This is a genomic window from Frigoribacterium sp. NBH87, from assembly GCF_014217665.1.
Taxonomy (GTDB): Bacteria; Actinomycetota; Actinomycetes; order Actinomycetales; family Microbacteriaceae; genus Frigoribacterium; species Frigoribacterium endophyticum.
The window spans coordinates 2,141,933-2,168,256 of the sequence record NZ_CP043650.1 but is presented as its reverse complement, the minus strand read 5'-3'; the positions used below and the strand labels follow the sequence as shown (position 1 = coordinate 2,168,256).

The following is a 26,324-nucleotide window of genomic DNA, read 5'->3' as shown; positions in this document are numbered from 1 at the left end:
GGTGAACTCGGGGCCACATCGGGCCGATCTCATCCGCGCGACGGAGCGGCCCTCCGCCGATCGGCCGTCCGGCCCCGCGGGTCGGCGACGCCGCCGGTCGGCCGAGGCCCCGGGGAGTCGCGGGTCAGCCGAGCGCGACCCACCAGATCAGCAGCATGGTCACCACGAACCCCGACACGAAGTTCAGCGTCAGGAACCGCTTCCACCCCCGGTTGACCCCCTCCGCGTCGGCGTCGGCGACGTTCCACCACGGCGCGCAGCTGATCGCGTAGGCGACCGGGAGGAGCGCGGCGAAAGGCCCCGGGGTGTCGGTGAAGGTCATCAGCAGCGCCGCGAGCAGGTACGCGACGACCGAGAGCCGCACCGTGGTCCGGGCGCCGAAGACCGTCGCGATCGACGCGATGCCGCCCTCGCGGTCGGCGATGACGTCCTGCACGGCCCCGAAGGCGTGGCTGGCCGTGCCCCAGAGGAAGAACGCGCCGAGCAGGGCCCACAGCGCGGGCGTGACGTCGGCCCCGGCGAGCACGAGGCCGTAGACGGCGGGGCTCACGAAGTGCGTGCTCGAGGTGACCGAGTCGACGACCGGGCGCTCCTTGAAGCGCAGGCGCGGGGCCGAGTAGGCGACGACGGCGAAGACGCTGACCGCCAGCACGAGCCAGCTCAGGGGGCTGCCGACGGCGACCAGGAAGACGAGGAAGGGCACGTTCGTGACGACCGCGGCGACCAGCGTGGGCCGGTGCATGCTGGGGTCGAGCAGCGCCCCCTCGACGCCGCCCTTGCGGGGGTTGCGCAGGTCGCTCTCGTAGTCGAAGACGTCGTTGATGCCGTACATCGCGAGGTTGTACGGCACGAGGAAGTAGAGGGTGCCGACGATCGCGACGAGCCACGGCACCGCGGTGACGTCGTAGCTCGTGCCGCCGTCGGGCGTGCTGCTGCTCGCGGCGCTCAGCAGGTAGGCCGCGGCGAACGGGAACGCGGTGTTGATCCAGCTGAGGGGGCGTGACGACCAGGCCAGGGCGCGCAGGGTGGCGATCACCGTGGCTCCCCCGGTCGACCCGCGGGCCGGGCCGGCCGCGCCCGTCGGGCCGGTCGCTCGAGCGACGGCTCGCGGGCCGGGCGGCGACCGCCGAGCAGCGTCCAGACGCTCGGCAGCAGCACGAGCGCCGCGACGGAGTAGGCGAAGTCCTCGAGCGGGGCGACGCCGAGCTTCGCGCCGCTGATGCGGGACTCGTCGTAGCCGACCAGGCCGACGCCGATCATGACGTTGTCGAAGACGGCGGTCATCACGAGCAGCACGACGGTCGTGAGCCCGGCGGCGCGGACGACCTCGGCGCGGTCGCGGGCCCCCGAGGAGGCGCGCCCCCGTGCCCGGAGCCGGTGCAGCAGCAGCGCCGCGGCCGCGGTCACGGCCACGAGCCCGAGGAAGACGGCGTTCACCGCCCAGTACGTCACGCGCGCGCCCCCTCGCGGCGGGCGGCGAGCACCCCGAGCGCGAGGCGCGCCCCGGAGTGCAGGTTCATCGTCAGCCAGCAGAGCAGCACGAGGAAGAAGACCTCCTCGAGCGGCAGCTCGGGCGCCAGCTGCACGCCCGTCATGAACGACGTCTCGCCGCGGAAGAAGATGCCGAGGTCGATGCCGACGACGTCCCAGACCAGGAAGAAGGCGACGCCGACGAGCAGCGTCACCGCCGCGCGCCAGCCGTCGCGCCAGAAGAACAGCGTGAAGCGGCGGTCGAGCGCCGCCATGCCGGCGAGCGAGATCAGCAGCGCGACGAGGTAGGCGGCGCCCATCAGGCCGTTCCGGCGGTGGCCGGCGCGGCGGGGGCCCCGGCCTCGGCGGCGGGCTCGGGCAGCGGCTCGGTGCTCGTGTCGCCGCGCATGTTCTTGAGCAGCACCTCGGCGCTGATCAGGCACATCGGCAGGCCGATGCCGGGGCGCGACGAGCCGCCGACGTAGAACAGGTTCCGCACGTGCTCGGAGGTGTTGCCGGCGCGGAACATCGCGCTCTGGTCGAGCGTGTGCGCCGGGCCGAGCATGCTGCCCTGCCAGGCGTTGACGTCGTCGACGAAGTCGCGCGGCCCGCGGGTGCGCCGCAGCACGACGCGCGACGCGAGGTCGGGCACGCCCGCCCAGCGGCTGATCTGGTCGATCACCTGGTCGGCGAGGCGCTCGACCATCGGGTCGCCGTCGCCGTCGACGTCGCCGCGGCCGAGCGCGGGGTCGGCGGGCAGCGGCACGAGCACGAAGAGGTTGGTCTGGCCCTCGGGCGCCGTCGACGGGTCGATCGTGCTCGGCTTGCAGACGTAGAGCGACGGCGGCTCGGGGATCCGCTTGTCGTCGCCGAAGATCCGCTCGAAGTTCTCGTGCCAGTCGCGGGCGAAGAACAGCGAGTGGTGCTCGAGCTCGGGCAGCTCGCCCTCGACGCCGAGGTAGACGAGCAGGGCGCTCGGGCCGGGGTCGCGGCCGTGCCAGTACTTCTCGTCGTAGGTGCGCAGCGAGCGGGGCAGGAGGCGCGTCTCGGTGTGGTGCAGGTCGGCCGCGCTGACGACGGTGTCGGCCTCGAGGGCGTGCTCCGCGCCTCCCGCGTCGGTGTACTCGACGCCCGTGGCCCGCGCCGTCGGCACCCGCGGGCGACCGCGGCGAGGTGCGGGGTCGGCCTCCACGGCGGTCGTGATGCGCGTGACGGAGGCGCCGGTGACGATGGTGACGCCGGCGTCGCGGGCGACCGCGGCGATGCGCTCGATGACCGTCGTCAGCCCGCCCTGCGGGTACAGCACGCCGTCGTCGAGGTCGAGGGTGCTCATCAGGTGGTACATGCTCGGCGTGCGGAACGGCGACGAGCCGAGGAAGACCGCGGGGTAGTCGAGGATCTGCTTGAGGCGCGGCTCGCTGACCGTCTTCGACGCGAAGGTGTCCAGGTCCTGCAGGAGGAGCCGCGCGAGCTTCGGCAGCCGCACGACGACGTCGCCGCGGAGCAGCGGCGACACGCTCTCGAAGCTCGTGTAGAGGAACCGCTGCTTCGCCATCTCGTACGTGTCGCGGGCCGAGCGGAGGTAGCGGCGCATCCGCTCGCCGCTGCCGGGCTCGACGCTCTCGAACAGCGCGACGTTGCGCTCGAGGCCGAGCGGCACGTCGATCGGGGCCGGGTCGTCGTCGCCGGGCTCGGCGCCCGGCTCGAAGAAGACGCGGTAGCCGGGGTCGAGCGCGACGAGGTCGAGCTGCTCGTCGGCGCTCGTGCCCATCAGCCTGAAGAAGTGGTCGAAGACCTCGGGCATGAGGTACCAGCTCGGGCCGAGGTCGAAGCGGAAGCCGTCGCTCGCCCAGCTGCCCGCGCGGCCGCCGACGGCGTCGTTCTTCTCGAGCACCGTGACGTCGTGGCCCTCGCGGGCGAGCAGCGCCGCCGAGGCGAGGCCGCTGATGCCGCCGCCGATCACGACCACCCGGCGGCCGTGCCGCTCGACCGTCGTCGCGCCGGTGGTGGACTTCAGCCAGGGTGTGCTCACGAAGGGGCTCCGTCGGTCGGGGTGGTGCTCGGGGTGCGGGCGGGCGGCACGGCCACGACGCGGCCGACCGCGGCGCCGGCCGCGATGCGCAGCTTCACCGGGTTCGGCACGCGGACGCGCGCCCGGATCAGCGAGGAGGCGGGGGTCGCCTCGAGCCGTCGGTTCAGCTCGGCGAACAGGCCGTGGGCCAGCGCCACCGCGCGCCGCGACGACGCGGGCAGCACGGGGATGATCTCGCCGGCGACCCGCAGGTCGTCGTCGATGTCGTCGACGAGCCGCCGCTTGGTCGCCTCGTCGAAGGTGTCGACGTCGACGCCGGGGAAGTAGCTGCGGCCCAGGTGCTCGAAGTCCGCCGCGAGGTCGCGGAGGAAGTTGACCTTCTGGAAGGCGGCACCGAGACGGCAGGCGCCCTCGTCGAGGGCGGCGCGCGTGCTGGCGGGGTAGCCGTGCCCGACGAGGAAGGCGCGGAGGCACATCAGGCCGACGACCTCGGCCGAGCCGTAGATGTACCGACGGAACGACTCGTCGTCGTGCTCGCGGGCGCTGAGGTCGGCCCGCATCGAGGCGAAGAAGGGCCGCGTGAGCTCGGTGCCGAAGCCCGTGGCCCGGGCGGTGCGCGCGAAGGCGTGCACGACGAGGTCGGAGCTGAAGCCCTCCGCGAGCGCCCGCTCGGTCGTGGCCTCGTAGTCGTCGAGGCACCGGCCCGCGGCCTCGACGTCCAGCCCGGCCTCGGCGGCGGGGCCGTCGACGATCTCGTCGGCCACGCGGACGAGCGCGTAGACGTTCTCGACGTGCTGCCGCACGTCGGACCCGAGGAGGCGCGAGGCCAGCCCGAAGGAGGTCGAGTACCGGCGGATCACGCCGGCCGCGGTCTGGTCGGCGACCGCGTCGTAGAGCGAGAGGCCGGTCACCGCACGCGCTCCAGGACGGTCGCGACGACGGGGGTCAGTGCCTCGCGGAGCGCGTCGCCCACGGCCGGGCCGTCGAGCACGGCGAGCGCGCGGCGGGCGTGCTGCTCGACGAGGGACTCGGCGAACGCGCGGGCGCCGCACGCCTCGAGCCGGGAGCGCACGTGCTCCGCCTCGGCCTCGGTGAGGTCGGCCTTGCCGATGAACGGGCGGATGGCGAACCACTCGTCGGTCGTGGCCGCGTGGGCGACGATGACGGTGCGCTTGCCCTCGCGGAGGTCGCCGAGGGTCGTCTTGCCGGTGTCGGCCTCGAGGCCGAAGACGCCGAGCAGGTCGTCGACCACCTGGTAGGCGACGCCGACCTCGCGGCCGAACTCGCCGACCGCGTCGACGACGGCGTCGGGGGCGCCGGCGAGCACGGCGCCGGCCTGCAGCGGGGCCTCGAAGGAGTAGACCGCGGTCTTGGCGCGCTCCATGTCGAGGATCTCGGCGACCGTCGGCACCTCGGGCGAGAGCGACAGCTCGACGTCGACCATCTCGCCGCCCGCGCTGACGAAGATCGCCTCGTCGAGGATGTCGAGGAGGCGCGCCCGCACGCCGCCCTCGCACCGGACGTCGAGCAGCAGCCGGCTGGCCCCGGCGAGCGCGAGGTCGCCCGCGATGACGGCGGCCGACATGCCGCGGTGCTCGGCGGCGGGGGTGGGGATGCCCGCCGTCGTGGCGGTGTCGCGGTAGCTGCCGGAGACGTTGGGGATGCCGCGGCGCGAGAAGTCGCGGTCGATGACGTCGTCGTGGACGATCAGGGCCGTGTGCAGCAGCTCGAAGGAGGCCGCGACGCCGGCGACGGCCTCGTCGTCGGTGCCGCCGAGGGCGTCGTAGGCGGTGAAGACCATGCGGGGCCGGAAGCGCTTGCCGCCGACCGTGTTGCGCTCGAGCACCGACCAGAGCTCGACGTAGCGACGGCCCACGAGCGCGGCCCGGCGCTCGGCCAGCCGGAAGAAGTCGTCGAGGACGACCTCGACACGCTCGTGTCGGGCGCGCGCGCCGCCGCGCAGCTGTTGAGCGTCCACAGAGGGCAGACTACCTCCCATGGAACTCGGCGAACGCGCTCATGCTCAGCCTCTCGACAGCCCTCCTGCAGGGTCTGATCAGGAGATGGTGGTCCTCCTCGACGAGGCCGGCGAGCCCGTCGGCAGCACGCCGAAGGCCACCGTGCACACGACGACGACGCCGCTGCACCTCGCCTTCAGCTGCCACGTCGTCGATGAGCGGGGCCGCGTGCTCGTCACCCGCCGGGCCCTGTCGAAGAAGACCTGGCCCGGCGTCTGGACCAACTCGTTCTGCGGCCACCCCGCGCCGGGCGAGACCCCGGAGGAGGCCGTCTACCGCCGCGCGTCGCAGGAGCTCGGCATCGAGGTGGCCGACGTCAGCGTGATCCTGCCGGAGTTCCGGTACGTCGCGACCGACGCCTCCGGCATCGTCGAGAACGAGATCTGCCCGGTGTTCACCGCCCGCGCGGTCGGCGTGCCCGACCCCTCGCCCGACGAGGTCGCCGAGTGGGCCTGGCTCGACCCCGAGGCGCTCCGCGGGGCCGTCGAGGCGGCTCCCTTCGCCTTCAGCCCGTGGCTGGGGTGGCAGCTGGCCGCCTGGCCGGCGACGGCGGCCTGACCGGGCCGACCTGCGCCTCCTGCCCTGCCGGGGCCTGCCCCGGGCAGCACGACGACGGCGCCGCCACCTCCTGCGAGGTGACGGCGCCGTCGTCGTGTGCGGGCTGGCTCAGCGCGGGCGGAGCGTCGCCGCGGCGGGGCAGTCGAAGGGGTCGCGGGCGGCGAGGCCGACGCGGTTGAGGTAGCGGATGACGATCCCGTACGACTTGATCGCCGTGGTCTCGGCGTAGGGGATGTCGTGCTTCGCGCAGTGCTCCTTGACGAGCAGGCTCGCGGCGCGCAGGTGCGGGCGGGCCATGCTCGGGAAGAGGTGGTGCTCGATCTGGAAGTTCAGGCCGCCCATGAACGCGGTCGAGAAGCGACCGGTGATGTTGCGCGAGGTGAGCACCTGCTTGCTGAGGAAGTCGACCTTCGCGCCCTCGGGGATGATCGGCATGCCCTTGTGGTTCGGGGCGAACGACGAGCCCATGTAGAGGCCGAAGACGGCCATCTGCACGCCGATGAAGGCGAACGCCATGCCGACGGGCAGGAACGCGAAGACGACGGCGAAGTAGGCGATCATGCGCCCGGCGATCAGCGACACCTCGAGGGCGCGGCCCTCGACCTTCTCCTTCGTGAGGAGCACCTTGATCGAGTGCACGTGGAGGTTGACGCCCTCGCCGAGCAGCAGGGGGAAGAAGAACCAGCCCTGGCGACGCGTCAGCTGGCGCATGAGGCCGGTCTGTTTCGCCGCGTCCTCCTCCAGGAAGGAGACCGTGTCGAACGCGATGTCCGGGTCCTTGCCCTTGGTGTTCGGGTTGGCGTGGTGGCGCGTGTGCTTCGACATCCACCACGCGTAGCTCATGCCGACGACGCCGGCGGCGAGCACGCGGCCCACCTTGTCGTTGCGCGTGCCCGAGTCGAACACCTGGCGGTGCGCGGCCTCGTGCGTGAGGAAGGCGAACTGGGTGAGGATGACGCCGAGCGCGGCCGCGATGAGCAGCTGGAACCAGCTCGAGCCGAGCAGGACGAAGCCGGTCGCCGCGCCGAGCAGGCAGACGACGAGCACGACGAAGACGGTGACGTAGAACCCGGTCCGACGGCGGAGCAGCCCTGCTTCGCGCACCGACGCCAGGAGCGTCGAGTAGGTGCTGGTCGGCTTGCTGGCCGATCCGGGCACGGTCGGACGGAACCCGGCCGGAGCCGAGGGGGCGATGGAGGTCATGCAGCTCCCGCGATGGTGGACTTCCCAGCCAGTGGTGGTGAGCATGCGCCCTCGGATGTGACGACCGTAGGGGCCGGGGCTGGGCATCGGTAGGGAGATCGCCGCGTGTCCTCCTGTCCCCTCCGGGTGGTCCTGGCCACGACCGCCCAGGTGATCCTCGCCTCCCGGGGCCCTCGCCCCTGGTGATACTGACATCCGGCATGTCACCATGGACGGATGACGGCCTCGCTCCCTGACTCCCCCGCCCCGCTCGTCGGCCTCGTGCACGGCTGCCCGCCCGCGCCCCTGGCCCTGCCCGGGCTCGACGAGGCGGGCGCGGCGGGGGTCGGGGCGGGCATCCGGGAGCTCGTCGCGGCGCCCTGCGGCGGGCCGTGCGACGGGGCCACGACGCTCGAGGTGCGGGGGCTCGGCGGGTGGGGCCTCGACGGGTGGGCGCCGCGCCTCCCCGGCGCGCACCCCGTGGCCGTGCCGCCCGGCGCCCGCGTCGACGGGCTCTCCGCCGAGCACGACGGGCCGGTGCGGCACGGTCTCGTCACCCTCGTCGAGGCCCGGCGGGGGACTGCGGGAGGCGCGGGGTCGCCGCAGCTCCACCACCGCCTCCTCGTCCGCGGGCGCTCCGACGTGCCCCTCGTGCTGGAGCTCCTCAGCGACCTGCGTCGCGACCCGTCCCGGGGCTGGCGGGCCGCCTCCGTCGCCGCCGTGCGCCTCAGCGCCCTGCCGCAGGGCGTCGCGATCGACGAACCGGGGCCGGACGGCGCCGACGACTGCCTGCGCCTGCTCGCCGGGCGGCTCGTCTCGCTGAGCCTCGTCTCGACCGGGATGCTCCAGGTGCGGCGGCCCGGCCGGGTCGGAGGCCTGGCCGACCACCTGGCGGGCCGCGTCCGCTCCGCCCCGGCTCCGGCCGTGGGCGCCGCCCGGAGGTGGGCTGTCAGCGAGGGGCGGTAAACTCGGGCCGTCTGCTCGGCGTCGCCGGGCCCGCCCCCGTCGAAGAAGGTCTTCCGTGCCTGCTGCTGCCGCGCCCTCCCCCGGGCCGACCGAGCCCCGGCCGAGCGACCCCGCGACCACCGTCCACGAGGCCGGTGCGCGCGGCCGTGACCGGCCCGTCGGCCGCGTCGACCTCGCCGTCTCGGCGCCCCGCTACTGGCCCGTGCCGATCCTGCGGGCCGTCCCGGCGATCGCCCTCGGCGTCGCCATCACGTTCTCGCCCGACCACTCGCCGCGCGTGGGCCTGCTCGCCCTCGGCGTCGCGGGCGTCGTCGGCGGCCTCGTGCTCGCCCTCGGGTCGCTCCGCCGGCTCGACGACCCGTCGAGCCGCACCCTCGGCCTCGTGCAGGGCCTCGTCGGCCTCGTCGTGGGCGCCCTGGCCCTCGCGTTCTCGGGCGGCGGCCTGCCGGTGCTCGTCGCCCTCGTCACCACCTTCGCGCTCGTCACGGGCGCGCTCGAGCTCGTCACCGGGCTGCGTCGCCGTCGACGCACCCCCCTGGCCCGCGACTGGACCACCGTCGGCGCGATGACGCTCCTGCTGGCCCTCGCCTTCCTCGTCGTTCCGCCCGACTACGCCGAGCAGCTCGGCGGCGTGGAGCAGATCGAGGGCGTGCTCACGTCGTCGACCGTGCTCGTGGGCCTGCTCGGCGCGTGGGGAGCGGTGGTCGGGGTCTACCTCGTCATCGCTGGCCTCTCGCTCAAGTGGCAGACGGGCGCCGACGCGGCGACCGACGCCGCCCCCCAGACCAGTGCAGACGGAGTACAGCACCCATGACACAGCCCAGCTGGCGCGACCGCGTCCGCCCCGCCGAGTTCCTCGGCCTCAGCGCCGTCTTCGCGGTGTTCGTCGGGGTCGTCGTGCTCATGACGACCCGCGAGCTCGACCTCGCGCTGATCTTCCTCTGCATCGGCTTCATCGTCGCGCTCGTCGTCATCGCGATGCTCGCCCTCGCGGCCAAGCCGAACGACGACGAGCAGCACGAGATCGACGAGAGCGGCGGGTCGCGCGGCCACTGAGCCCGCACAGCGCGGCGCCGGGCCGCGGCCCCCGAGCTCGGGGGCCGCGGCCCGGCGGCTAGGCCAGGCGGTCGACGAGCTGCGACGCGATGCCGGTGTAGCCAGCGGGGGTGAGCGCCACGAGGCGCGCCTTCGCCTCGGCGCCGATGTCGAGCCCCTCGACGAAGGCCACGAGCTCGGCCTGGCCGACCCGGCGGCCGCGGGTGAGCTCCTTGAGCATCGCGTAGGGGTCGGCGATCGACGAGCGGCCGGCGACGACCTCGGCGCGGACGACCGTCTGGATCGCCTCGCCGAGCACCTCCCAGTTGCCCTCGAGGTCGGCCTCGAGCGCGGCGGTGCCGACGGCGATCTCCCCGAGCCCGCGGCGCAGGTTGTCGAGCGCGAGCATCGAGTGCCCGAAGGCCACGCCGATGTTGCGCTGCGTCGACGAGTCGGTGAGGTCGCGCTGCTGGCGTGAGGTGACGAGGGTCGCGGCCAGCGAGTCGAGCAGGGCGCAGGAGAGCTCGAGGTTGGCCTCGGCGTTCTCGAAGCGGATCGGGTTGATCTTGTGCGGCATCGTCGACGAGCCGGTCGAGCCCGCGATCGGGATCTGCGTGAAGTACCCCATCGAGATGTAGGTCCACACGTCGGTCGCGAGGTTGTGCAGCACGCGGTTGACGTGCGCGACCCGCGAGTAGAGCTCGGCCTGCCAGTCGTGCGACTCGATCTGGGTGGTGAGCGGGTTCCAGGTGAGGCCGAGGCGCTCCTCGACGAACTCGCGCGAGACCTCGGGCCAGTCGGCCGACGGGTCGGCCACGACGTGGGCGGAGAAGGTGCCGGTGGCGCCGCTGAACTTGCCGAGGTACTCGGTGCCCTCGATCTGCGCGCGGAGGCGCCGGAGGCGGTGCACGAAGACCGCGAACTCCTTGCCGACGGTCGTCGGGGTCGCGGGCTGGCCGTGGGTGTGGGCCAGCATGGGCACGTCGCGGGCCTCCGTCGCCCAGCCGGCGAGCGCCTCCTGCACGGCGTCGAACGCGGGGAGCCAGACCTCGGTCACCGCCTGCTTCACGGTGAGGGCGTACGAGAGGTTGTTGATGTCCTCGCTGGTGCACGCGAAGTGCGTCAGCTCGGCGATGCCCTCGAGGCCGAGGTCGGCGAGACGGGCGCGCACCCAGTACTCGACGGCCTTGACGTCGTGACGGGTGGTGGCCTCGAGGCCCGCGAGCTCGTCGATGGCCTCCTGCCCGAAGTCGGTGACGACGGCGCGCAGCGCGGCCTTCTGCCCCTCGTCGAGCGGAGACGACCCGAACGCGCGGCGGTCGGTCTGGGCGATCAGCCACTCGACCTCGACGTGCACCCGCGCCCGGTTGAGGCCGGCCTCGCTGAGGTGGTCGCCGAGCAGGCCGACGGAGGCGCGGTACCGGCCGTCGAGGGGGCTGAGGGGCTGAGGGGGCAACGTCATGAGGGTCCCTTGCGGAGTGCGGGTTCGATCTGGCGGAAGAGGGCGGTGCAGGCACGCTCGACCGTCGCGAGCACGCTGTCGAACATCGCGGGGTCGGAGTAGTAGGGGTCGGGCACGTCGGTGCCGACGGGCTCGCCTCCGCTCGCCCGGTCGAACGACAGCAGCAGCTGCACCTTCGACCGGTCGGCCTCGTTCGTCGCCCACGACCGCAGCACCCGCTCGTGACCGCGATCCAACGCGACCACGAGGTCGTAGCGCGCGAAGTCGGCGGTCTCGAACTGCCTCGCCCGGTGCCGCTGACCATCGTAGCCGCGGGCCGCGAGGGCACCCACGGTGCGCGGGTCGGCCCCCTCCCCGACGTGCCAGTCGCCCGTGCCGGCCGAGGTCACCTCGAGGGCGTCGCCCAGCCCAGCCCGGCGCGCGACCTCGCGCAGCACGATCTCCGCCATGGGCGACCGGCAGATGTTCCCGGTGCAGACGAAGCAGACGCGGAAGCGGTTCACCGCCGGCGGTCGCGCGGCTCGACGACGGGCCGCACGACGATGCCGATCAGCCAGGCGACGATCGCGAGCACGAGCGCCCCGAGCACGCCCCACCAGAAGCCGTCGACCTGCAGGCCGAAGCCGATGACGTCGGAGACCGCGGCGACGATCACCAGCAGGAGCCCGTTGACGATCAGCGAGAGCAGGCCGAGCGTGAGCACGTAGAGGGGGAACGCGACCACGCGGATGACGGTGCCGACGACGCCGTTGACGACGCCGAAGATCAGGGCGACGAGGAGGTAGGTGAGCACCGTCTCGGTCGTGCCCTCCGACCCGTACGCGTCGACGCTCACCCCCGAGACCAGTGACGTGGTCGCCCAGAGGGCGAGGGCGTTGATCAGCAGCCGCACGACGAATCGGGTCATGGCCCCATCATGCCGACCCCACGCGGCCCGCGGTAGTCGCCGACCGCCTCCGCCCGCCCTAAGGTGGCCGGGTGACCAGTCCCGTGCGCCTCCGCCCCGAGATCGCGGCGCTGCCGCCCTACCGCCAGGGGAAGCAGGCCGCCGCCGACGCGTTCAAGCTGTCGTCGAACGAGAACCCCTTCGAGCCGCTGCCCGGCGTCGTCGAGGCCCTGCGCGGCGCGGTCGCCGTCAACCGGTACCCCGACGCCAGCGCCTCCGCCCTGCGCGCCGCCCTGGCCGACAAGTGGGGCGTCACCACCGACGAGGTCCACGTCGGCGCCGGTTCGGTGTCGCTGCTCAACCAGTTCGTGCTCGCCGCCGCGGCGCCCGGCGACGAGGTCGTCTACGCCTGGCGCTCGTTCGAGGCCTACCCGGGCATCGTCACCGTCTCGGGCGCGACGAGCGTGCCGGTGCCGCTGCGGGCCGACGGCAGCCACGACCTCGACGCCATGGCCGCCGCCGTCACCGACCGCACCCGCCTCGTCATCGTCTGCTCGCCCAACAACCCGACCGGCACGACCGTGAGCACCCACGACTTCGAGACGTTCATGGCCGCGGTGCCGAGCGACCTCCTCGTCGTGCTCGACGAGGCCTACGCCGAGTTCGTCACGGCCGACGACGCCGTCCGCGGCGGGTCGCTCACCGAGCGCCACCCCAACCTCGTCGTGCTGCGCACCTTCTCGAAGGCGTACGGGCTGGCGGCCCTCCGCGTCGGGTACGCGATCGGCGCCTCCTCGGTGCTCGACGCCGCCCGCGCGACCGCCATCCCCCTCTCGGTCACCGAGCAGGGCCAGGCCGCCGCGCTCGCCTCGCTGGAGCTCGAGGGCGAGCTGCTCGACCGGGTCGCCCGCCTCGCGACCCTGCGCGACCAGGTGCGGCAGGCCCTGCTCGACCAGGGCTGGTCGGTGCCCGACGCCCAGGGCAACTTCGTCTGGCTCGCCACGGGCGACGACACGGCCCGCGCCGCCGAGGTGTTCGAGCGGCACGGCATCGTCGTGCGCGCCTTCGCCCCGGAGGGCCTCCGCATCACGATCGGCGAGCCCGCGTCGGTCGACGGGCTGCTGCGCGCGGCGCGCGAGCTGCGCGGCGACACATCCTCCTGACGGCATGTGGGCCTGAGTAGATTGGACCCCATGTCCTCCACCGAAGCGGGCCGCGACGTGACGACGATCCAGCTGCTGAGCCCCACGGGCGAGCGGGTCGACTCCGACGCCTCGGCCGAGTTCCAGCCCTACGTCGACGCGCTCACCGACGACCAGCTGCGCGCGTTCCACCGCGACATGGTGCTGACCCGGCGCTTCGACGTCGAGGCCGCCGCCCTCGCCCGCCAGGGCCAGCTCGCCCTCTGGGTGCCGAGCCACGGCCAGGAGGGCGCCCAGATCGGTCTCGCGCACGCGACCCGCCCGCAGGACCACCTCTTCCCGTCGTACCGCGAGCACGCCGTCGCGCTCAGCCGCGGCGTCGACCCCGTCGACATCCTGCGCCTGCTGCGCGGCCACACGCACGGCGGCTGGAACCCGGCCGAGCACCACAACTTCCACGTGTACACGCTCGTGATCGGCTCGCAGACCCTGCACGCCACGGGCTACGCGATGGGCCTCACGCTCGACGGCAGGGCCGGCACCGGCGACGTCGAGACCGACCAGGCCGTCGTCACGTTCTTCGGCGACGGCGCGACCAGCCAGGGCGACGTCAGCGAGGCGCTGGTCTTCGCGGCGAGCTTCCAGACGCCCGAGCTGTTCTTCCTGCAGAACAACCAGTGGGCCATCAGCGTGCCGGTCTCGCGCCAGTCGCGCACCCCGCTCGTGCACCGCGCCGGCGGCTTCGGCATCCCCGGCACCCAGATCGACGGCAACGACGTGCTCGCCTCGTACGCCGTCAGCCGCCGCGACCTCGACGCCGCGCGCACGGGCGGCGGCCCGCGCTTCATCGAGGCGATGACCTACCGCGTCGGGGCGCACACCTCCTCCGACGACCCCACGAAGTACCGCACCGACGACGAGCTGCAGGGCTGGATCGCCCGAGACCCGATCGCCCGCTTCGAGACCTACCTGAAGGGCCTCGGCGAGACCGACGCCTTCCTCGCCGAGCTCGCCGTCGAGTGCGACGACCTGGGCGCCGACATCCGCCGCCGCACCACCACGCTGCCGAAGCCCGAGATCGGCCTGATGTTCGACCACGTCTACAGCGAGCCTCACCCGCTGATGGCCGAGCAGAAGGAGTGGCTGGCCCGCTACGAGCAGTCGTTCGGCCCGGCCGCCGACGCACCCACCGACGGAGCACGTTCATGACCGACACCGCTGACCGCACCGGCACCGCCGACCGCACCGAGACCGCGGCCGGCGTCGACGACCCGACCCGCGACTCCCGCGTCTCCATGCCGCTCGGCAAGGCGATCACCGCCGGCCTCCGCAAGGCCATGGCCGACGACCCGCGCGTGCTGCTCATGGGCGAGGACATCGGCACGCTCGGCGGCGTCTTCCGCGTCACCGAAGGGCTGCAGGGCGAGTTCGGGGCGAGCCGGGTCATCGACACCCCGCTCGCCGAGTCGGGCATCGTCGGCACCGCGATCGGCCTCGCGATGGGCGGCTTCCGCCCCGTCTGCGAGATCCAGTTCGACGGTTTCATCTACCCGGGCTTCGACCAGATCACCTCGCAGCTCGCGAAGATGACCAACCGGCACGAGGGCGACCTGCAGATGCCCGTCGTCATCCGGGTGCCCTACGGCGGGCACATCGGCGCCGTCGAGCACCACCAGGAGAGCCCCGAGGCGTACTTCGCGCACACCGCGGGCCTCCGCGTCGTCAGCCCGAGCACGCCGCACGACGCCTACTGGATGATCCAGGAGGCCGTCGCCTCGAACGACCCGGTGATGTTCTTCGAGCCGAAGAGCCGCTACTGGCCCAAGGGCGAGGTCGACCTCAGCGACCCGCAGGCGCCGCTGCACGCCAGCCGCGTCGTGCGGACCGGCACCGAGGTGACCCTGCTCGGCCACGGCGCCATGGTCAGCGTGCTGCTGCAGGCCGCCGAGATCGCCGCCGCCGAGGGCATCTCGGTCGAGGTCGTCGACCTGCGCTCGCTGTCGCCCGTCGACTACGGCCCGATCCTCGAGTCGGTGCGCAAGACCGGCCGCCTCGTCGTCGCGCAGGAGGCCCCCGGCTTCGTCAGCGTCGGCTCCGAGATCGCCGCGACCGTCGCCGAGAAGGCCTTCTACTCGCTCGAGGCGCCGGTGCTGCGCGTCAGCGGCTTCGACACGCCCTTCCCGCCCGCCAAGCTCGAGACCCTGTACCTGCCCGACGCCGACCGGGTCCTCGAGGCCGTCGACCGGGCGCTCGCGTACTGAGCGTCCGCCCCCCGGCGCGCCCGCCGCGCGCCGCTCCGCACCCCGGGCCCCGGCCCCACCGCGTCACGAGGAGTCACCCCGCATGAGTTCAGAGTTCGCCCTCCCCGACGTCGGCGAGGGCCTCACCGAGGCCGAGATCGTCGAGTGGAAGGTCGCCGCGGGCGACACCGTGGCGATCAACCAGGTGCTGGTCGAGATCGAGACCGCCAAGTCGCTCGTCGAGCTGCCCTCGCCGTTCGCCGGCGTGGTCGAGAGCATCCTCGTCAGCTCGGGCGACACCGTCGACGTCGGCACCCCGATCATCACCATCGGCGACGGCACCGCACCGACCACCCCCGGCGACCGCGCCGCCCAGGCCGAGTCGCTCGAGTCGGGCGGCATGGCCCGCACCGCGCAGATCATCGCGCAGGAGGAGGAGGCCCTCTCCGAGCAGCGGGCCCGCCACCTCGAGAACGCGGTCGACCCGGTCGCCGTCAGCGCGCCTCCGGCCGCTGCCGCTCCCGCCGCGCCTGCAGGAGTCGCGGTGCAGGCCCCGGCCCCGGTCGCCTCCGCCGCCGCCCCCTCCCCCGCGGCCCCGGTCGCCGCCCCGGCGGCCCCCGCCGCCCCCGCGGCCTCCGCCCCCGAGGCCGACGACAGCGGATCCGGCGCGGTGCTCGTGGGCTACGGTGCCGCCGGCGGCCATGGCCAGACGCGTCGTCGCCAGCCCAGCAAGGGGCAGGTCGACGCGCGCCAGCTGCGGATCGCCGAGCAGGGCCGCCGCCGCCCGGCGACCTCGGTGCCCGCCGCGCAGGCGCTGCCGATCATCGCCAAGCCGCCGATCCGCAAGCTCGCGAAAGACCTGGAGGTCGACCTCACGCTCGTCCAGCCCACCGGCCTCGCCGGCGAGGTGACCCGCGACGACGTCATCCGCCACGCCAAGCAGGCGAGCGTCTTCCGCAACATCGAGACGCCCGAGTGGGGCGAGGAGCGCGTCGAGCGGATCCCGGTCAAGGGCGTCCGCAAGGCCATCGCCGCCGCGATGACGTCGTCGGCCTACACGGCCCCGCACGTCAGCCTGTTCGTCGACGTCGACGCCACCCGCACGATGGAGTTCGTCAAGCGCCTCAAGGCGTCGCCGCAGTTCGCCGGCGTCAAGGTCTCGCCGCTGCTGATCATGGCGAAGGCGATCATCTGGGCCGTGCGCCGCAACCCGATGGTGAACTCGGCCTGGACCGACCGCGAGATCCTCGTGCGGCACTTCGTCAACCTCGGCATCGCCGCCGCCACGCCGCGCGGGCTGATCGTGCCGAACGTCAAGGAGGCCCAGTCGATGAGCCTGCTCGAGCTGGCCCAGGCCCTCGAGCAGCTGACGCTGACGGCCCGCGACGGCAAGACGACCCCGGCCGACATGCGCGACGGCACGATCACCATCACGAACATCGGCGTCTTCGGCATGGACACCGGCACCCCCATCCTCAACCCCGGCGAGGTCGCGATCGTCGCGCTCGGCACGATCAAGCCCAAGGCCTGGGTCGTCGACGGCGAGGTGCGCTCGCGCATGGTGACGACGATCGGTGCGAGCTTCGACCACCGCGTGGTCGACGGCGACGTCGCCAGCCGCTTCGTGGCCGACGTCGCGAGCGTGCTCGAGGAGCCGGCGCTGCTGCTCGACTGAGCGCGGGCCCGGGGAGGCGACCCGCGCCTCCTCGTTTTGACAATCATTATCAGTAGCAATAGCGTGGCCCTCATGACCTCGCGACGCGCCCTGCCCCTGCTCGCCCTGCCCGCCGCCGCGGCCCTCGTGCTCGCCGGCTGCTCGGGCGGCGACCAGGGCGCGGGCGCGCCGACCGCCGACGACGGCATCTCGATCGTCGCCTCGACCAACGTCTACGGCGACATCGCGAAGACCGTGGGCGGCGACGACGTCGACGTCACCAGCGTGATCAGCGACGCCTCGCAGGACCCGCACTCGTTCGAGGCCGACGCCCGCACGCAGCTCGCCGTCTCGAAGGCCGACGTCGTCATCGAGAACGGCGGCGGCTACGACGACTTCGTCGACACGCTCGTCGACGCCAGCGGCACGAGCGCGACCGTGCTGAACGCGGTCGAGATCTCCGGGCTCGACCCCGACGACGAGGCCGGCCACTCCGACGACGAGCACGGCGACGACGAGCACAGCGACGAGGCGAGCGACGAGGCCACCGCCGGGGGCGACGACCACGGTCACGACCACGGCGAGTTCAACGAGCACGTCTTCTACAGCCTGCCGAGCATGGCCGCGCTCGCGACGGCGATCGCCGACGAGCTGGGCAGCCTCGACCCCTCGAACGCCGACGCCTACACCGCGAACGCCGAGTCGTTCGGCGAGCAGATCGCCGACCTGGAGGCGCAGGCGGCGGAGGTCGAGACCGCCCACGGCGGCGAGTCGGTCGCCTACACCGAGCCCGTGCCCGGCTACCTCTTCGACGCCATGGGGCTCGAGAACGTCACGCCGGAGGCCTTCTCGGAGGCGATCGAGGAGGGCACCGACGTCTCCCCGGCCGTGCTCAACGAGACCCTCCAGCTCTTCTCGGGCGGCAGCGTCGACCTCCTCGCCTACAACGAGCAGACCTCGAGCCCCGAGACCGAGCAGGTCGAGACGGCGGCCACCGACGCCGGCGTCGCGATCGTGCCGGTCACGGAGCTGCTCCCGTCGGGGGATGATTACGTCTCGTGGCAGCAGAGCAACATCGACGCGATCAAGGCGGCACTCGACCAGTGACACCCGGCCCCACCGACTCCCCCGTCGCCGCCGCCCCCGCCCCCTCGGGCACGGGCGGCGGCGACGCCGTGCTGCGCCTCCGCGACGCGGGCGTGCGGTTCGGCGACCGCGTGCTGTGGCAGGGGCTCGACCTCGACGTCGCGCCGGGCGAGTTCGTCGCCGTGCTCGGGCCGAACGGCGCGGGCAAGACCACCATGCTCCGGACGATCCTCGGCCAGCAGCAGCTCACCAGCGGCAGCATCGAGTTCCTCGGCCAGGCCGTCGGCCGCGGCCACCGCCGCATCGGCTACGTGCCGCAGCAGCGCCTGATGGAGTCGGGGACGCCGCTCCGCACCCGCGACATGATCGCGCTCGGCGTCACGGGCCACCGCTGGGGGCTCCGCCGGGAGTCGGCGGCCGAACGCGCTGCCGTCGACCGCCTCGTCGAGGAGGTGGGCGCCGCCTCCTTCGCCTCCGCGCCGGTCGCGACCCTGTCGGGCGGCGAGCAGCAGCGCGCCCGCGTCGGGCAGGCACTCGCCGCCGACCCCGCCCTGCTGCTCTGCGACGAGCCGCTGATCTCGCTCGACCTGCGCCACCAGCGCGGCGTCACCGAGCTCATCGACCGCCAGCGCCGGGCCCGCGACGCCGCGGTCGTGTTCGTCACGCACGACGTCAACCCCATCCTCGACGTGGTCGACCGGGTGCTCTACCTCGCCGGCGGCTCGTTCCGCGTCGGCACGCCCGACGAGGTGCTGCGCGCCGACGTGCTGTCGGAGCTGTACGGCACGCCGGTCGACGTGATCCGCACCATGGGCCGCATCGTGATCGTCGGCGGCCACGGCCACGACGACCACCACGTCGACGAGCCCGCCGACGACGAGGGAGGAGATCGATGACCGACCTCTGGTCGCAGTTGTTCTCGTTCCAGGACTTCGGCGAGCTCGTCGTGCTGGTGCGCAACTCGATCATCGCCGGGGCCGTGCTCGGCCTCGTCGGAGGGCTCATCGGCCCGTTCGTCGTGACGCGCAACCTGCCCTTCGCGGTGCACGGCATCAGCGAGCTGTCGTTCGCGGGCGCCTCCGCGGCGCTCCTGCTCGGCGCGAACGTCGTCGGGGGCTCCCTCGTCGGCAGCGTCGTCGCGGCGATGCTGATCGGGCTGCTCGGTGCCCGCGCCCGGGAGCGGAACTCGATCATCGCGGTGCTGATGCCGTTCGGGCTGGGCCTCGGCATCCTCTTCCTCGCGCTCTACAAGGGCCGCTCGGCCAACAAGTTCGGCCTGCTCACCGGGCAGATCGTGTCGGTCGACAATCCCCAGCTCGGCTGGCTCGTCGGCATCTCGGCCGTGGTGATCGTCGTGCTGCTCGTCATCTGGCGACCCCTGACCTTCGCGAGCGTCGACCCCGACGTCGCCGCCGCCGCCGGCGTGCCGGTGCGCGCGCTCGGGCTGCTGTTCATGCTCGTGCTCGGGCTCGCCGTCGCCGTGTCGGTGCAGGTGATCGGGGCGCTGCTCGTGCTGTCGCTGCTCGTCACCCCGGCCGCGGCCGCCCTGCGCGTGACCGTGAACCCTCGGCTCGTGCCGCTGCTCAGCGTCGCCTTCGCCGTGACCTCGGTCGTCGGCGGGATCCTGCTCGCCCTCGGCGGCGGGCTGCCGATCAGCCCCTACGTGACGACGATCTCGTTCGCCATCTGGCTCGTCTGCCGCGTCGTCGGGCGGGGCCGGGAGCGCGCGGGGTCGCGCGGCGGGGCGACGCCCAGCCGACGCCGAGGCACGCCGGTACCCTCGACACCGACGAAGGAGGCCTGACGTGGTCGTGAAGCGCAACACCTGGCAGCGGGAGGCCGTGCGCGAGGCGCTCGGCAGCAGCGAGGGCTTCGTCAGCGCGCAGTCCCTGCACACCCAGCTCCGCGACTCCGGCTCCCCGATCGGGCTGGCGACCGTCTACCGCGCGCTCTCCGACCTGGCCGCCGACGGCTCGGCCGACTCGCTGCAGCAGGAGGGCGAGAGCCTCTACCGCGCCTGCACGCCGGGCACGCACCACCACCACCTCATCTGCCGCGTCTGCGGCACCACGGTCGAGATCGAGGCCGACGCGGTCGAGACCTGGGCCCGTCAGGTCGCCGCGCAGCACGGCTTCACCGAGGCGCAGCACATCGTCGACGTCTTCGGCCTGTGCGCGGCGTGCTCGGCCGAGAAGGCCGCCGGGCGCGACCCCGTCGTGACGCGGGGCGGTCTCCGCAGTTGACCCCGGCCGGGCGTGTCGCGTAGGCTCTCCCTTTGGTTGGGCGCTATCTGCGCCCATGTGCACCGCCCCCCAGCACCATCCGCTCGGCCTCACGACCGAGCAGCGCTCGTTCTCACGATCGGGCAGGGGGACCGGCGCGCCGACAAGTGACCTTGGGTAGGGGCTCCGGCTCCTACGGTACCTACGGAGGAAACCATGGCAGCAACCTGCCAGGTGACCGGAGCCATCCCCGGTTTCGGCCACAACATCTCGCACTCGCACCGACGCACCAAGCGTCGTTTCGACCCCAACATCCAGAAGAAGACGTACTACGTGCCGTCGCTTCGTCGGAACGTCACCCTGCAGCTCAGCGCCAAGGGCATCAAGGTGATCGACGCTCGTGGCATCGAGAAGGTCGTCAAGGACCTCCTCGCGCGTGGGGAGAAGATCTGATGGCCCGTCAGCAGGACGTTCGTCCCATCATCAAGCTCCGCTCGACGGCGGGCACCGGCTTCACGTACGTGACCAAGAAGAACCGTCGCAACAACCCCGATCGCCTCGTGCTGAAGAAGTACGACCCCGTGATCCGCAAGCACGTCGAATTCCGCGAGGAGCGCTAACCATGGCCAAGAAGAGCAAGATCGCCAAGAACGACCAGCGCGCCGTCATCGTCGCTCGCTACGCCGAGAAGCGTCTCGAGCTGAAGAAGGCCCTCGTCGACCCCGCCGGCACCGACGAGAGCCGCGAGGCCGCTCGTCTCGGCCTGCAGAAGCTGCCCCGCGACGCGTCGCCGGTCCGCCTCCGCAACCGCGACGCGATCGACGGTCGCCCCCGTGGCCACCTCAAGGAGTACGGCATCAGCCGTGTCCGCTTCCGCGACATGGCACACCGAGGCGAGCTTCCGGGCATCACGAAGTCTTCCTGGTAGGTTCGAGCCGTTTCCCCGGGGCCTCGGCCCCGGGGGGCCCGAACTCCACGGGCACGGTGGACACCGTGCCTCGTCTCACCGAACGAAGTCCGAGGAGGACACCACATGGCTGACAAGTCACTGAACCGCACCGAGCTCGTCGCAGCTGTCGCTTCCGAGTCCGGCCAGAGCCAGGCCGCCGTCAGCGGCGTCGTCGACGCGTTCTTCTCTGTCGTCTCGAAGTCGGTCGCCGACGGCACCAAGGTGACCATCCCCGGCTGGATCGCCTTCGAGAAGACCCACCGCGCCGCCCGCACGGGCCGCAACCCGCAGACGGGCGAGGCCCTCGAGATCGCCGCGAGCGACTCGGTCAAGGTCAGCGCCGGCAGCAAGCTCAAGGCTGCGGTCAAGTAGTCCTCCGCTCCTCACGGAGCACCCCGGAAGGGGCGGCGACCTCGGTCGCCGCCCCTTCCGTGCGTCCGGCGGCGGGTCGTTCGTCGCCGAGCGATCGGCCGCCGACTCCCAGACGACCCGACCTAAGCTAGGCCCCGATGACCAGGATCACCCGCGCCTCCGGTCCCGCACTGCTCGTGCTGGTGGCGTTCCTCTCGCTGCTGGCGGCCCTGCAGTTCGGCGGCGCGGCAGACGCGCCGCTCGTCGTCGACCCCGGCGAGGCCGTGCGGTGGGGCCTCCCCATCGCGAAGATGCTGAACAACGTCACCGCCGCGGTCACCATCGGCACGCTGTTCCTCACCTGCTTCGCGCTGTCGCGGAAGGAGGCCGAGTTCGAACGGGCCATGGACATCGCCGCGGGCGCCGCCGGGGCCTGGACCGTCGCCTCCGCCGCCACGGCCTTCTTCACCTTCCTCAGCGTCGCCAACGTGCCGGTCACCTTCGACGACCAGTTCGGCCGCACGCTCGCCTTCTTCCTCACGAACACCGAGCTCGGCGTCGCCTGGCTGACCACGACCCTCATCGCCGCCGGCGTCACGGTGCTCGCCTTCGCGCTGCGGAACATCTGGTCGCTCGTCGCCCTGACGCTGCTGGCCATGGGCGGGCTCATCCCCATCGCCCAGCAGGGCCACGCCGCCGGCGCGAGCGGGCACGACGCCGCCGTGACCGACCTCGCCCTGCACCTCGAGGGCGCCTCGGTCTGGCTCGGCGGGCTCGTCGCCCTGGTGCTGCTGCGCCCCACGCTCGAGAAGGGCCGCATCGGCGTCGTCCTCGCCCGCTACTCCACCGTGGCGATCATCTGCTTCGTCGTCGTCGCGGTCTCCGGCGTCGGCAGCGCGGCCCTCCGCCTCGGTGACTGGGCCGCCCTGACCACCGGCTACGGCGTGCTGGTGCTCGTGAAGACGCTCGCCCTCGTGGCCCTCGGCCTCTTCGGCGTCGTCCAGCGCCGCTGGCTCGTCGCGCGCATGTCGACGCACCCCGCGGCGACCAACCGCTTCTTCTGGTGGTTCGTCTCGGCCGAGCTCGCCTTCATGGGCCTCGCCTCGGGCGTCGCCGCGGCCCTCGGCCGCACGGCCACGCCGGTCGAGCAGGTCGTCGCGACCGACCTCGCCGACCCGACGCCCGCCGAGATCCTCACCGAGGAGGTGCTGCCGCGCGAGCTGACGCCGCTGCGGTACCTCACGGAGTGGAACCCGGACCTGCTCTGGGCCCTGCTCTGCGCCTTCGGCATCTTCTTCTACGTGGCCGGCGTCGTCCGGCTGCGGCGCCGCGGCGACCAGTGGTCGCTCGGCCGCACCGTGTCGTGGATCGCCGGCCTCGTCGTGCTCTTCTACATCACCTGCGGCGCCCCGAACGTCTACGAGGAGTACCTCTTCAGCATGCACATGCTGGCGCACATGGCGCTCGGCATGGTCGTGCCGGTGCTGCTCGTGCCGGGAGCGCCCGTCACGCTGGCGCTGCGCGCCATCCGCAAGCGACAGGACGGCACGCGGGGCCCCCGCGAGTGGATCATGGTCCTGGTGCACTCGACGTACGCCCACGTCATCAGCAACCCGATCGTCTCGGCGGTGCTCTTCGCCGGCTCGCTGTTCGTCTTCTACTACACGTCGCTGTTCAGCTGGGCCACGACGACCCACCTCGGGCACTACTGGATGATCGTGCACTTCCTGATCGTCGGGTACCTCTTCGTGCAGTCGATGATCGGCATCGACCCGGTCAAGGGCCGCCTGCCCTACCCGATGCGGCTGCTGGTGCTGCTCGCGACGATGGCGTTCCACGCCTTCTTCGGGCTGAGCATCATGACGAGCACGTCGCTCTTCCTCGCCGACTGGTACGGCGCCATGGGCCGCACCTGGGGCGCGACGCCGGTGGCCGACCAGTACGCGGCAGGCGGCATCGCCTGGAGCGTCGGCGAGATCCCCACCGTCTCGCTCGCGATCGCCGTCGCGATCATGTGGAGCCGCAGCGACAGCCGCGAGGCCAAGCGCAAGGACCGCCAGGCCGAGCGCGACGGCGACGCCGAGCTCGACGCGTACAACGAGCAGCTCGGGGCGCTGGCGCGGAGCGACCGCCGGGGCTGAGCGCTCCCCGACGGCCGGCCCCGCGCCTCCCCCCGGCCCCCTCGCCCGCGGCGCTGGGGCCTACCGGAGGCGCGGTGCTCGCTAGGCGAGCATCTCGCGCACCAGGGGCACCACCTTCGTGCCGTACAGCTCGATGCTGCGCATCATCGCCTCGTGCGGCAGGCGCCCCATGCTGTACCGCATGTCGAAGCGCGTCGCGCCGAGCAGCGCCATGTTCCCCGCGATCTTCGCCGCGACCGTCTCGGGCGAGCCGACGTAGAGGGCCCCGTCGGGGCCGGCGCTCTGCTCGTACTGGGCGCGCGAGTAGGGGGGCCAGCCGCGCTCGCGACCGAGCTGGTTCGTCTGCGCCTCCTGGTACGGGTACAGCAGCTCCTTCGCCTCGTCGTCGGTCTCGAGCACGAAGCCGGGCGAGTGCATCGCGATGGGCTGCGGCTCCTTGCCGAACTCGGTCAGGGCCCGGCGGTAGAGGTCGGCGTAGGGCGCGAACTGGGCGGGCTGGCCGCCGATGATGGCGAGGAAGAGCGGCAGGCCGTAGTGCGCGGCGCGGATCACCGACTGCGGCGACCCGCCGACGCCGACCCAGGTCTTCAGGGTGCCGCTCTCGGGGCGCGGGTAGACCCACTGCTCGCTGAGGGCACCGCGCTTCGTGCCCGTCCAGGTGACGGGCTCGTCCTTCAGCAGCTCGGCGAAGAGCTGGATCTTCTCCTCGAAGAGCACCTCGTAGTCCTGCAGGTCGAGGCCGAAGAGCGGGAACGACTCGGTGAACGAGCCGCGCCCGAGGATGACCTCGGCCCGCCCGTTCGACAGGGCGTCGACGGTGGCGAAGCGCTCGTAGACCCGGACGGGGTCGTCGCTGCTGAGCACGGTCACGGCCGAGCCCATGCGGATGGTCTCGGTGCGCGCCGCGATCGCTGCGAGCACGACCTCGGGGGCGCTGACGGCGAAGTCGACGCGGTGGTGCTCGCCGACGCCGATGAAGTCGAGGCCGACCTGGTCGGCGAGCACGGCCTGGTCGACCAGGTCGCGGATCGACTGCGCGTGCGAGACGAGCTGGCCGGCGTCGGCGGCCCCGGCCGGGCGCTCGGTGACGTCGCCGAAGGTGTCGAGTCCGAACTCGAGGGGGTGTGCCATGGGGTGCGCTCCATTTCCATGCGTTTGCATCATGCTAGCGGGGCAACCCGGGGAGGCGCCTCCCCATTCCGACGGATCGCGCTCAGCCGCCGAGCCGGTCGAGCGGGTTCTCCGCGAGCCGGCGGGTGATGCCCGAGCGGACGGCGCGGCCCGCCTCGGTCGCCGGCTTGCGGTGCGCCTGGGCGGCGATCGCGACGCCGAACTCCGCCGCGAAGCCCGTGCGCGGCACCCGCTCGACGAGGGCCGCGACGAACGCGGGCCCCCAGTCGTCGCCGCCCACCCCGCTGACGTCGAGGCTCGTGGCCCTCTCGAGCAGGTGCCCCTCGGCGTCGAGCTCGGCCGACACCGCCGGCCACATGTGGCGCACGACGACCTCGCCGAGGCGCCGCTGGCGGTCGTCGTCCCAGCCGGCGCCCGCGGCGAAGACGCGCGCCACGTCGCCGCCCGCCCGCTCGAAGGCGACCTCGTGGCTGTCGAACGACGCGACGAGGCCGAGGTCGTGCAGCAGCGACGCCGCGTAGAGCAGCTCCGGGTCGAAGGCCACCCCCTCGCGGCGCCCGAGCTCGGCCGCGAGCACCCACGACCGCTCGCTGTGGCCGACCAGGGCGGCGGAGGCGTGGGCGGCCGCCACGGCGCGCGACCGCGAGGCCACGACGGTGGGAGGCGCGAGCAGCTGCTCGACGCGTGCGGCGGCGTCGGCGGGGGCGGGGGCAGAGGTCATGCAGCGACCCTACGAGTGGACACGGGCGCCGACGAGTGGCAGCATCGCCACGAGACGCACCGTTCCTGCCAAGCACGACCACCTCGAGGAGACCCGTGGAGCCCCTGACCGTCGCCACCCTCGTCGCCGACGGCGTCGCCCCCTTCGAGTTCGGGGTGCTCTGCGAGGTCTTCGGCCTCGACCGCCGCGCCGCCGGCGGCCCCGCCTTCGAGCACCGGGTCGTCACCGAGCGCCCCGGCCTCGTGCGCACGAACCAGGGCTTCTCGATCACGGTCGAGCTGGGGCTCGACGCCGCCGAGGGCGCCGACGTCATCTGCGTGCCCGCCCTCGGCACCGGCCCCGACGCGCTCTCCCCCGCGGCCCTCGACCTGATCCGCCGCGCCGAGGCCCGCGGCGCGTGGCTGATCAGCGTCTGCAGCGGCGCCTTCGTGCTCGCGGCGGCGGGCGTGCTCGACGGCCGCCGCGCCACCACGCACTGGATGTACGCCGACCGCCTCGCCGCCGAGCACCCCGCCGTCACCGTCGACCCCGACGTGCTCTTCGTCGAGGACCGCCGCGTCATCACCGGGGCCGGCACCGCGGCCGGCATCGACGCCTGCCTGCACTTCGTCCGCCGGGTGGCCGGCGCGGCCGCCGCGAACGTCGTCGCCCGCCGCATGGTGGTGCCCCCGCACCGCGACGGCGGCCAGAGCCAGTTCATCGAGACCCCGCTGCCGGCCGAGCCCGACACCTCGCTCGCTCCCCTCACGGCGTGGGTGCTCGAGCACCTCGACGAGGAGCTCCCGGTGGAGTCGCTGGCCGCGCGGGTGCACATGTCGCCGCGGACGTTCGCCCGGCGCTTCCGGGCCGAGCGGGGCACGACGCCCGCGGCCTGGGTGACGAGGCAGCGCCTCCTGCGGGCCCAGCAGCTGCTCGAGACGACGTCGCTCGGGCTCGACGCGATCGCGGCGAGCGTCGGCTTCGGGTCGTCGGCCGTGCTGCGGCACCACTTCGGGCGCGTGCTCGGCACGACGCCGCGGGCGTACCGGGCGACGTTCGCCGGGCGCGCGCCGCTGCGGCAGGCCGGCTAGGCGGCGGC

The 26,324-nt window shown here is 73.1% G+C and carries 30 protein-coding genes; 18 read left to right on the top strand and 12 right to left on the bottom strand.

Annotation, left to right across the window (positions count from 1 at the left end; all coding sequences use genetic code 11):
• Positions 1–124: 124 nt before the first annotated feature.
• Genes F1C15_RS10140 through F1C15_RS10115 form a run of 6 tightly spaced genes read right to left on the bottom strand, consistent with a single transcriptional unit; the run spans position 125 to position 5,480 of the window.
• Entirely contained in the window at positions 125–1,036 is a 912-nt protein-coding gene (locus tag F1C15_RS10140) for a prenyltransferase (RefSeq protein WP_185230965.1), read from the bottom strand.
• Positions 1,033–1,452: a lycopene cyclase domain-containing protein gene (locus tag F1C15_RS10135; protein WP_185230963.1), complete on the bottom strand. Its 420-nt coding sequence runs from the start codon at positions 1,450–1,452 to the stop codon at positions 1,033–1,035. Before F1C15_RS10135 ends, F1C15_RS10140 begins: the two co-directional genes overlap by 4 nt.
• On the bottom strand, positions 1,449–1,790 hold the full coding sequence (locus F1C15_RS10130) for a lycopene cyclase domain-containing protein (RefSeq protein WP_167261538.1): 342 nt from the start codon (positions 1,788–1,790) through the stop codon (positions 1,449–1,451). The genes F1C15_RS10135 and F1C15_RS10130 overlap by 4 nt, the downstream gene beginning before the upstream one ends.
• On the bottom strand, positions 1,790–3,502 hold the full coding sequence (gene crtI, locus F1C15_RS10125) for a phytoene desaturase family protein (RefSeq protein WP_255465168.1): 1,713 nt from the start codon (positions 3,500–3,502) through the stop codon (positions 1,790–1,792). The genes F1C15_RS10130 and crtI overlap by 1 nt, the downstream gene beginning before the upstream one ends.
• Positions 3,499–4,413 (bottom strand): phytoene/squalene synthase family protein, encoded by a 915-nt coding sequence (locus F1C15_RS10120; protein ID WP_185230962.1) that lies wholly within the window; start codon positions 4,411–4,413, stop codon positions 3,499–3,501. Before F1C15_RS10120 ends, crtI begins: the two co-directional genes overlap by 4 nt.
• Positions 4,410–5,480 carry a polyprenyl synthetase family protein gene (locus F1C15_RS10115; RefSeq protein ID WP_235491308.1) on the bottom strand — a complete coding sequence of 357 codons (1,071 nt, stop codon included), beginning with the start codon at positions 5,478–5,480 and terminating at the stop codon, positions 4,410–4,412. Before F1C15_RS10115 ends, F1C15_RS10120 begins: the two co-directional genes overlap by 4 nt.
• Positions 5,481–5,565: 85 nt before the next feature.
• Between F1C15_RS10115 and idi the strand changes: the two genes are divergently transcribed.
• The gene (idi, locus tag F1C15_RS10110; protein WP_255465166.1) at positions 5,566–6,078 is read left to right on the top strand and encodes an isopentenyl-diphosphate Delta-isomerase; all 513 of its coding nucleotides are present in this window, start codon (positions 5,566–5,568) and stop codon (positions 6,076–6,078) included.
• 108 nt (positions 6,079–6,186) lie between these two features.
• On the opposite strand, the gene F1C15_RS10105 is transcribed toward idi, so the two are convergent.
• Positions 6,187–7,281 carry an acyl-CoA desaturase gene (locus tag F1C15_RS10105; protein WP_056058675.1) on the bottom strand — a complete coding sequence of 365 codons (1,095 nt, stop codon included), beginning with the start codon at positions 7,279–7,281 and terminating at the stop codon, positions 6,187–6,189.
• A 216-nt stretch (positions 7,282–7,497) separates the two neighbouring features.
• On the opposite strand from F1C15_RS10105, the gene F1C15_RS10100 reads away from it, so the two are divergent.
• From F1C15_RS10100 to F1C15_RS10090, 3 genes are read left to right on the top strand one after another with little or no spacing between them, the layout of a single operon-like run.
• Positions 7,498–8,226 (top strand): hypothetical protein, encoded by a 729-nt coding sequence (locus F1C15_RS10100; protein WP_185230958.1) that lies wholly within the window; start codon positions 7,498–7,500, stop codon positions 8,224–8,226.
• Positions 8,227–8,281: 55 nt separating this feature from the next.
• Complete coding sequence (locus F1C15_RS10095) at positions 8,282–9,040, top strand: DUF308 domain-containing protein (RefSeq protein ID WP_255465163.1); 759 nt, start codon at positions 8,282–8,284, stop codon at positions 9,038–9,040.
• On the top strand, positions 9,037–9,282 hold the full coding sequence (locus F1C15_RS10090; protein WP_056058669.1) for a hypothetical protein: 246 nt from the start codon (positions 9,037–9,039) through the stop codon (positions 9,280–9,282). The genes F1C15_RS10095 and F1C15_RS10090 overlap by 4 nt, the downstream gene beginning before the upstream one ends.
• A gap of 58 nt (positions 9,283–9,340) precedes the next feature.
• On the opposite strand, the gene purB is transcribed toward F1C15_RS10090, so the two are convergent.
• Genes purB through F1C15_RS10075 form a run of 3 tightly spaced genes read right to left on the bottom strand, consistent with a single transcriptional unit; the run spans position 9,341 to position 11,630 of the window.
• Positions 9,341–10,723 (bottom strand): adenylosuccinate lyase, encoded by a 1,383-nt coding sequence (gene purB, locus F1C15_RS10085; protein WP_185230956.1) that lies wholly within the window; start codon positions 10,721–10,723, stop codon positions 9,341–9,343.
• Positions 10,720–11,172, bottom strand: coding sequence for a low molecular weight protein-tyrosine-phosphatase (locus F1C15_RS10080; RefSeq protein ID WP_185234261.1), 453 nt, complete (start codon positions 11,170–11,172; stop codon positions 10,720–10,722). Before F1C15_RS10080 ends, purB begins: the two co-directional genes overlap by 4 nt.
• Before the next feature lie 50 nt (positions 11,173–11,222).
• Positions 11,223–11,630, bottom strand: a complete 408-nt coding sequence (locus tag F1C15_RS10075; protein WP_056058658.1) for a phage holin family protein — start codon at positions 11,628–11,630, stop codon at positions 11,223–11,225.
• Positions 11,631–11,701: 71 nt separating this feature from the next.
• On the opposite strand from F1C15_RS10075, the gene F1C15_RS10070 reads away from it, so the two are divergent.
• The 13 genes from F1C15_RS10070 (at position 11,702) to F1C15_RS10010 (ending at position 23,394) form a co-directional block, all read left to right on the top strand.
• Entirely contained in the window at positions 11,702–12,772 is a 1,071-nt protein-coding gene (locus F1C15_RS10070) for a histidinol-phosphate transaminase (protein WP_255465161.1), read from the top strand.
• A 30-nt stretch (positions 12,773–12,802) separates the two neighbouring features.
• The gene (locus tag F1C15_RS10065; RefSeq protein ID WP_185230954.1) at positions 12,803–13,960 is read left to right on the top strand and encodes a thiamine pyrophosphate-dependent dehydrogenase E1 component subunit alpha; all 1,158 of its coding nucleotides are present in this window, start codon (positions 12,803–12,805) and stop codon (positions 13,958–13,960) included.
• 86 nt (positions 13,961–14,046) lie between these two features.
• On the top strand, positions 14,047–15,012 hold the full coding sequence (locus F1C15_RS10060) for an alpha-ketoacid dehydrogenase subunit beta (protein ID WP_185234257.1): 966 nt from the start codon (positions 14,047–14,049) through the stop codon (positions 15,010–15,012).
• Positions 15,013–15,094: 82 nt separating this feature from the next.
• The gene (locus F1C15_RS10055) at positions 15,095–16,666 is read left to right on the top strand and encodes a dihydrolipoamide acetyltransferase family protein (protein WP_185230952.1); all 1,572 of its coding nucleotides are present in this window, start codon (positions 15,095–15,097) and stop codon (positions 16,664–16,666) included.
• Between the two features lie 72 nt (positions 16,667–16,738).
• On the top strand, positions 16,739–17,752 hold the full coding sequence (locus tag F1C15_RS10050; protein WP_185230950.1) for a metal ABC transporter solute-binding protein, Zn/Mn family: 1,014 nt from the start codon (positions 16,739–16,741) through the stop codon (positions 17,750–17,752).
• Entirely contained in the window at positions 17,749–18,627 is an 879-nt protein-coding gene (locus F1C15_RS10045) for a metal ABC transporter ATP-binding protein (RefSeq protein ID WP_167261519.1), read from the top strand. Before F1C15_RS10050 ends, F1C15_RS10045 begins: the two co-directional genes overlap by 4 nt.
• Positions 18,624–19,535: a metal ABC transporter permease gene (locus F1C15_RS10040; RefSeq protein WP_167261517.1), complete on the top strand. Its 912-nt coding sequence runs from the start codon at positions 18,624–18,626 to the stop codon at positions 19,533–19,535. Before F1C15_RS10045 ends, F1C15_RS10040 begins: the two co-directional genes overlap by 4 nt.
• A gap of 7 nt (positions 19,536–19,542) precedes the next feature.
• Positions 19,543–19,974, top strand: coding sequence for a Fur family transcriptional regulator (locus F1C15_RS10035; protein ID WP_056059296.1), 432 nt, complete (start codon positions 19,543–19,545; stop codon positions 19,972–19,974).
• Positions 19,975–20,169: 195 nt separating this feature from the next.
• Complete coding sequence (gene rpmB, locus F1C15_RS10030) at positions 20,170–20,406, top strand: 50S ribosomal protein L28 (RefSeq protein WP_056058641.1); 237 nt, start codon at positions 20,170–20,172, stop codon at positions 20,404–20,406.
• Positions 20,406–20,573 carry a 50S ribosomal protein L33 gene (rpmG, locus tag F1C15_RS10025; RefSeq protein ID WP_043595944.1) on the top strand — a complete coding sequence of 56 codons (168 nt, stop codon included), beginning with the start codon at positions 20,406–20,408 and terminating at the stop codon, positions 20,571–20,573. Before rpmB ends, rpmG begins: the two co-directional genes overlap by 1 nt.
• Before the next feature lie 2 nt (positions 20,574–20,575).
• Complete coding sequence (gene rpsN, locus F1C15_RS10020) at positions 20,576–20,881, top strand: 30S ribosomal protein S14 (protein WP_056058637.1); 306 nt, start codon at positions 20,576–20,578, stop codon at positions 20,879–20,881.
• 105 nt (positions 20,882–20,986) lie between these two features.
• Positions 20,987–21,274: an HU family DNA-binding protein gene (locus tag F1C15_RS10015; protein WP_043595940.1), complete on the top strand. Its 288-nt coding sequence runs from the start codon at positions 20,987–20,989 to the stop codon at positions 21,272–21,274.
• A 137-nt stretch (positions 21,275–21,411) separates the two neighbouring features.
• Positions 21,412–23,394 (top strand): cytochrome c oxidase assembly protein, encoded by a 1,983-nt coding sequence (locus F1C15_RS10010; RefSeq protein ID WP_185230948.1) that lies wholly within the window; start codon positions 21,412–21,414, stop codon positions 23,392–23,394.
• A gap of 81 nt (positions 23,395–23,475) precedes the next feature.
• On the opposite strand, the gene F1C15_RS10005 is transcribed toward F1C15_RS10010, so the two are convergent.
• Both F1C15_RS10005 and F1C15_RS10000 read right to left on the bottom strand, forming a co-directional pair.
• Complete coding sequence (locus F1C15_RS10005) at positions 23,476–24,525, bottom strand: LLM class flavin-dependent oxidoreductase (protein ID WP_056058631.1); 1,050 nt, start codon at positions 24,523–24,525, stop codon at positions 23,476–23,478.
• 82 nt (positions 24,526–24,607) lie between these two features.
• Positions 24,608–25,246 (bottom strand): HD domain-containing protein, encoded by a 639-nt coding sequence (locus F1C15_RS10000; protein WP_185230946.1) that lies wholly within the window; start codon positions 25,244–25,246, stop codon positions 24,608–24,610.
• 95 nt (positions 25,247–25,341) lie between these two features.
• On the opposite strand from F1C15_RS10000, the gene F1C15_RS09995 reads away from it, so the two are divergent.
• A complete protein-coding gene (locus tag F1C15_RS09995) occupies positions 25,342–26,316 on the top strand; it encodes a GlxA family transcriptional regulator (RefSeq protein WP_255465158.1) in 975 nt (324 codons plus the stop codon).
• Positions 26,317–26,324 lie beyond the last annotated feature (8 nt).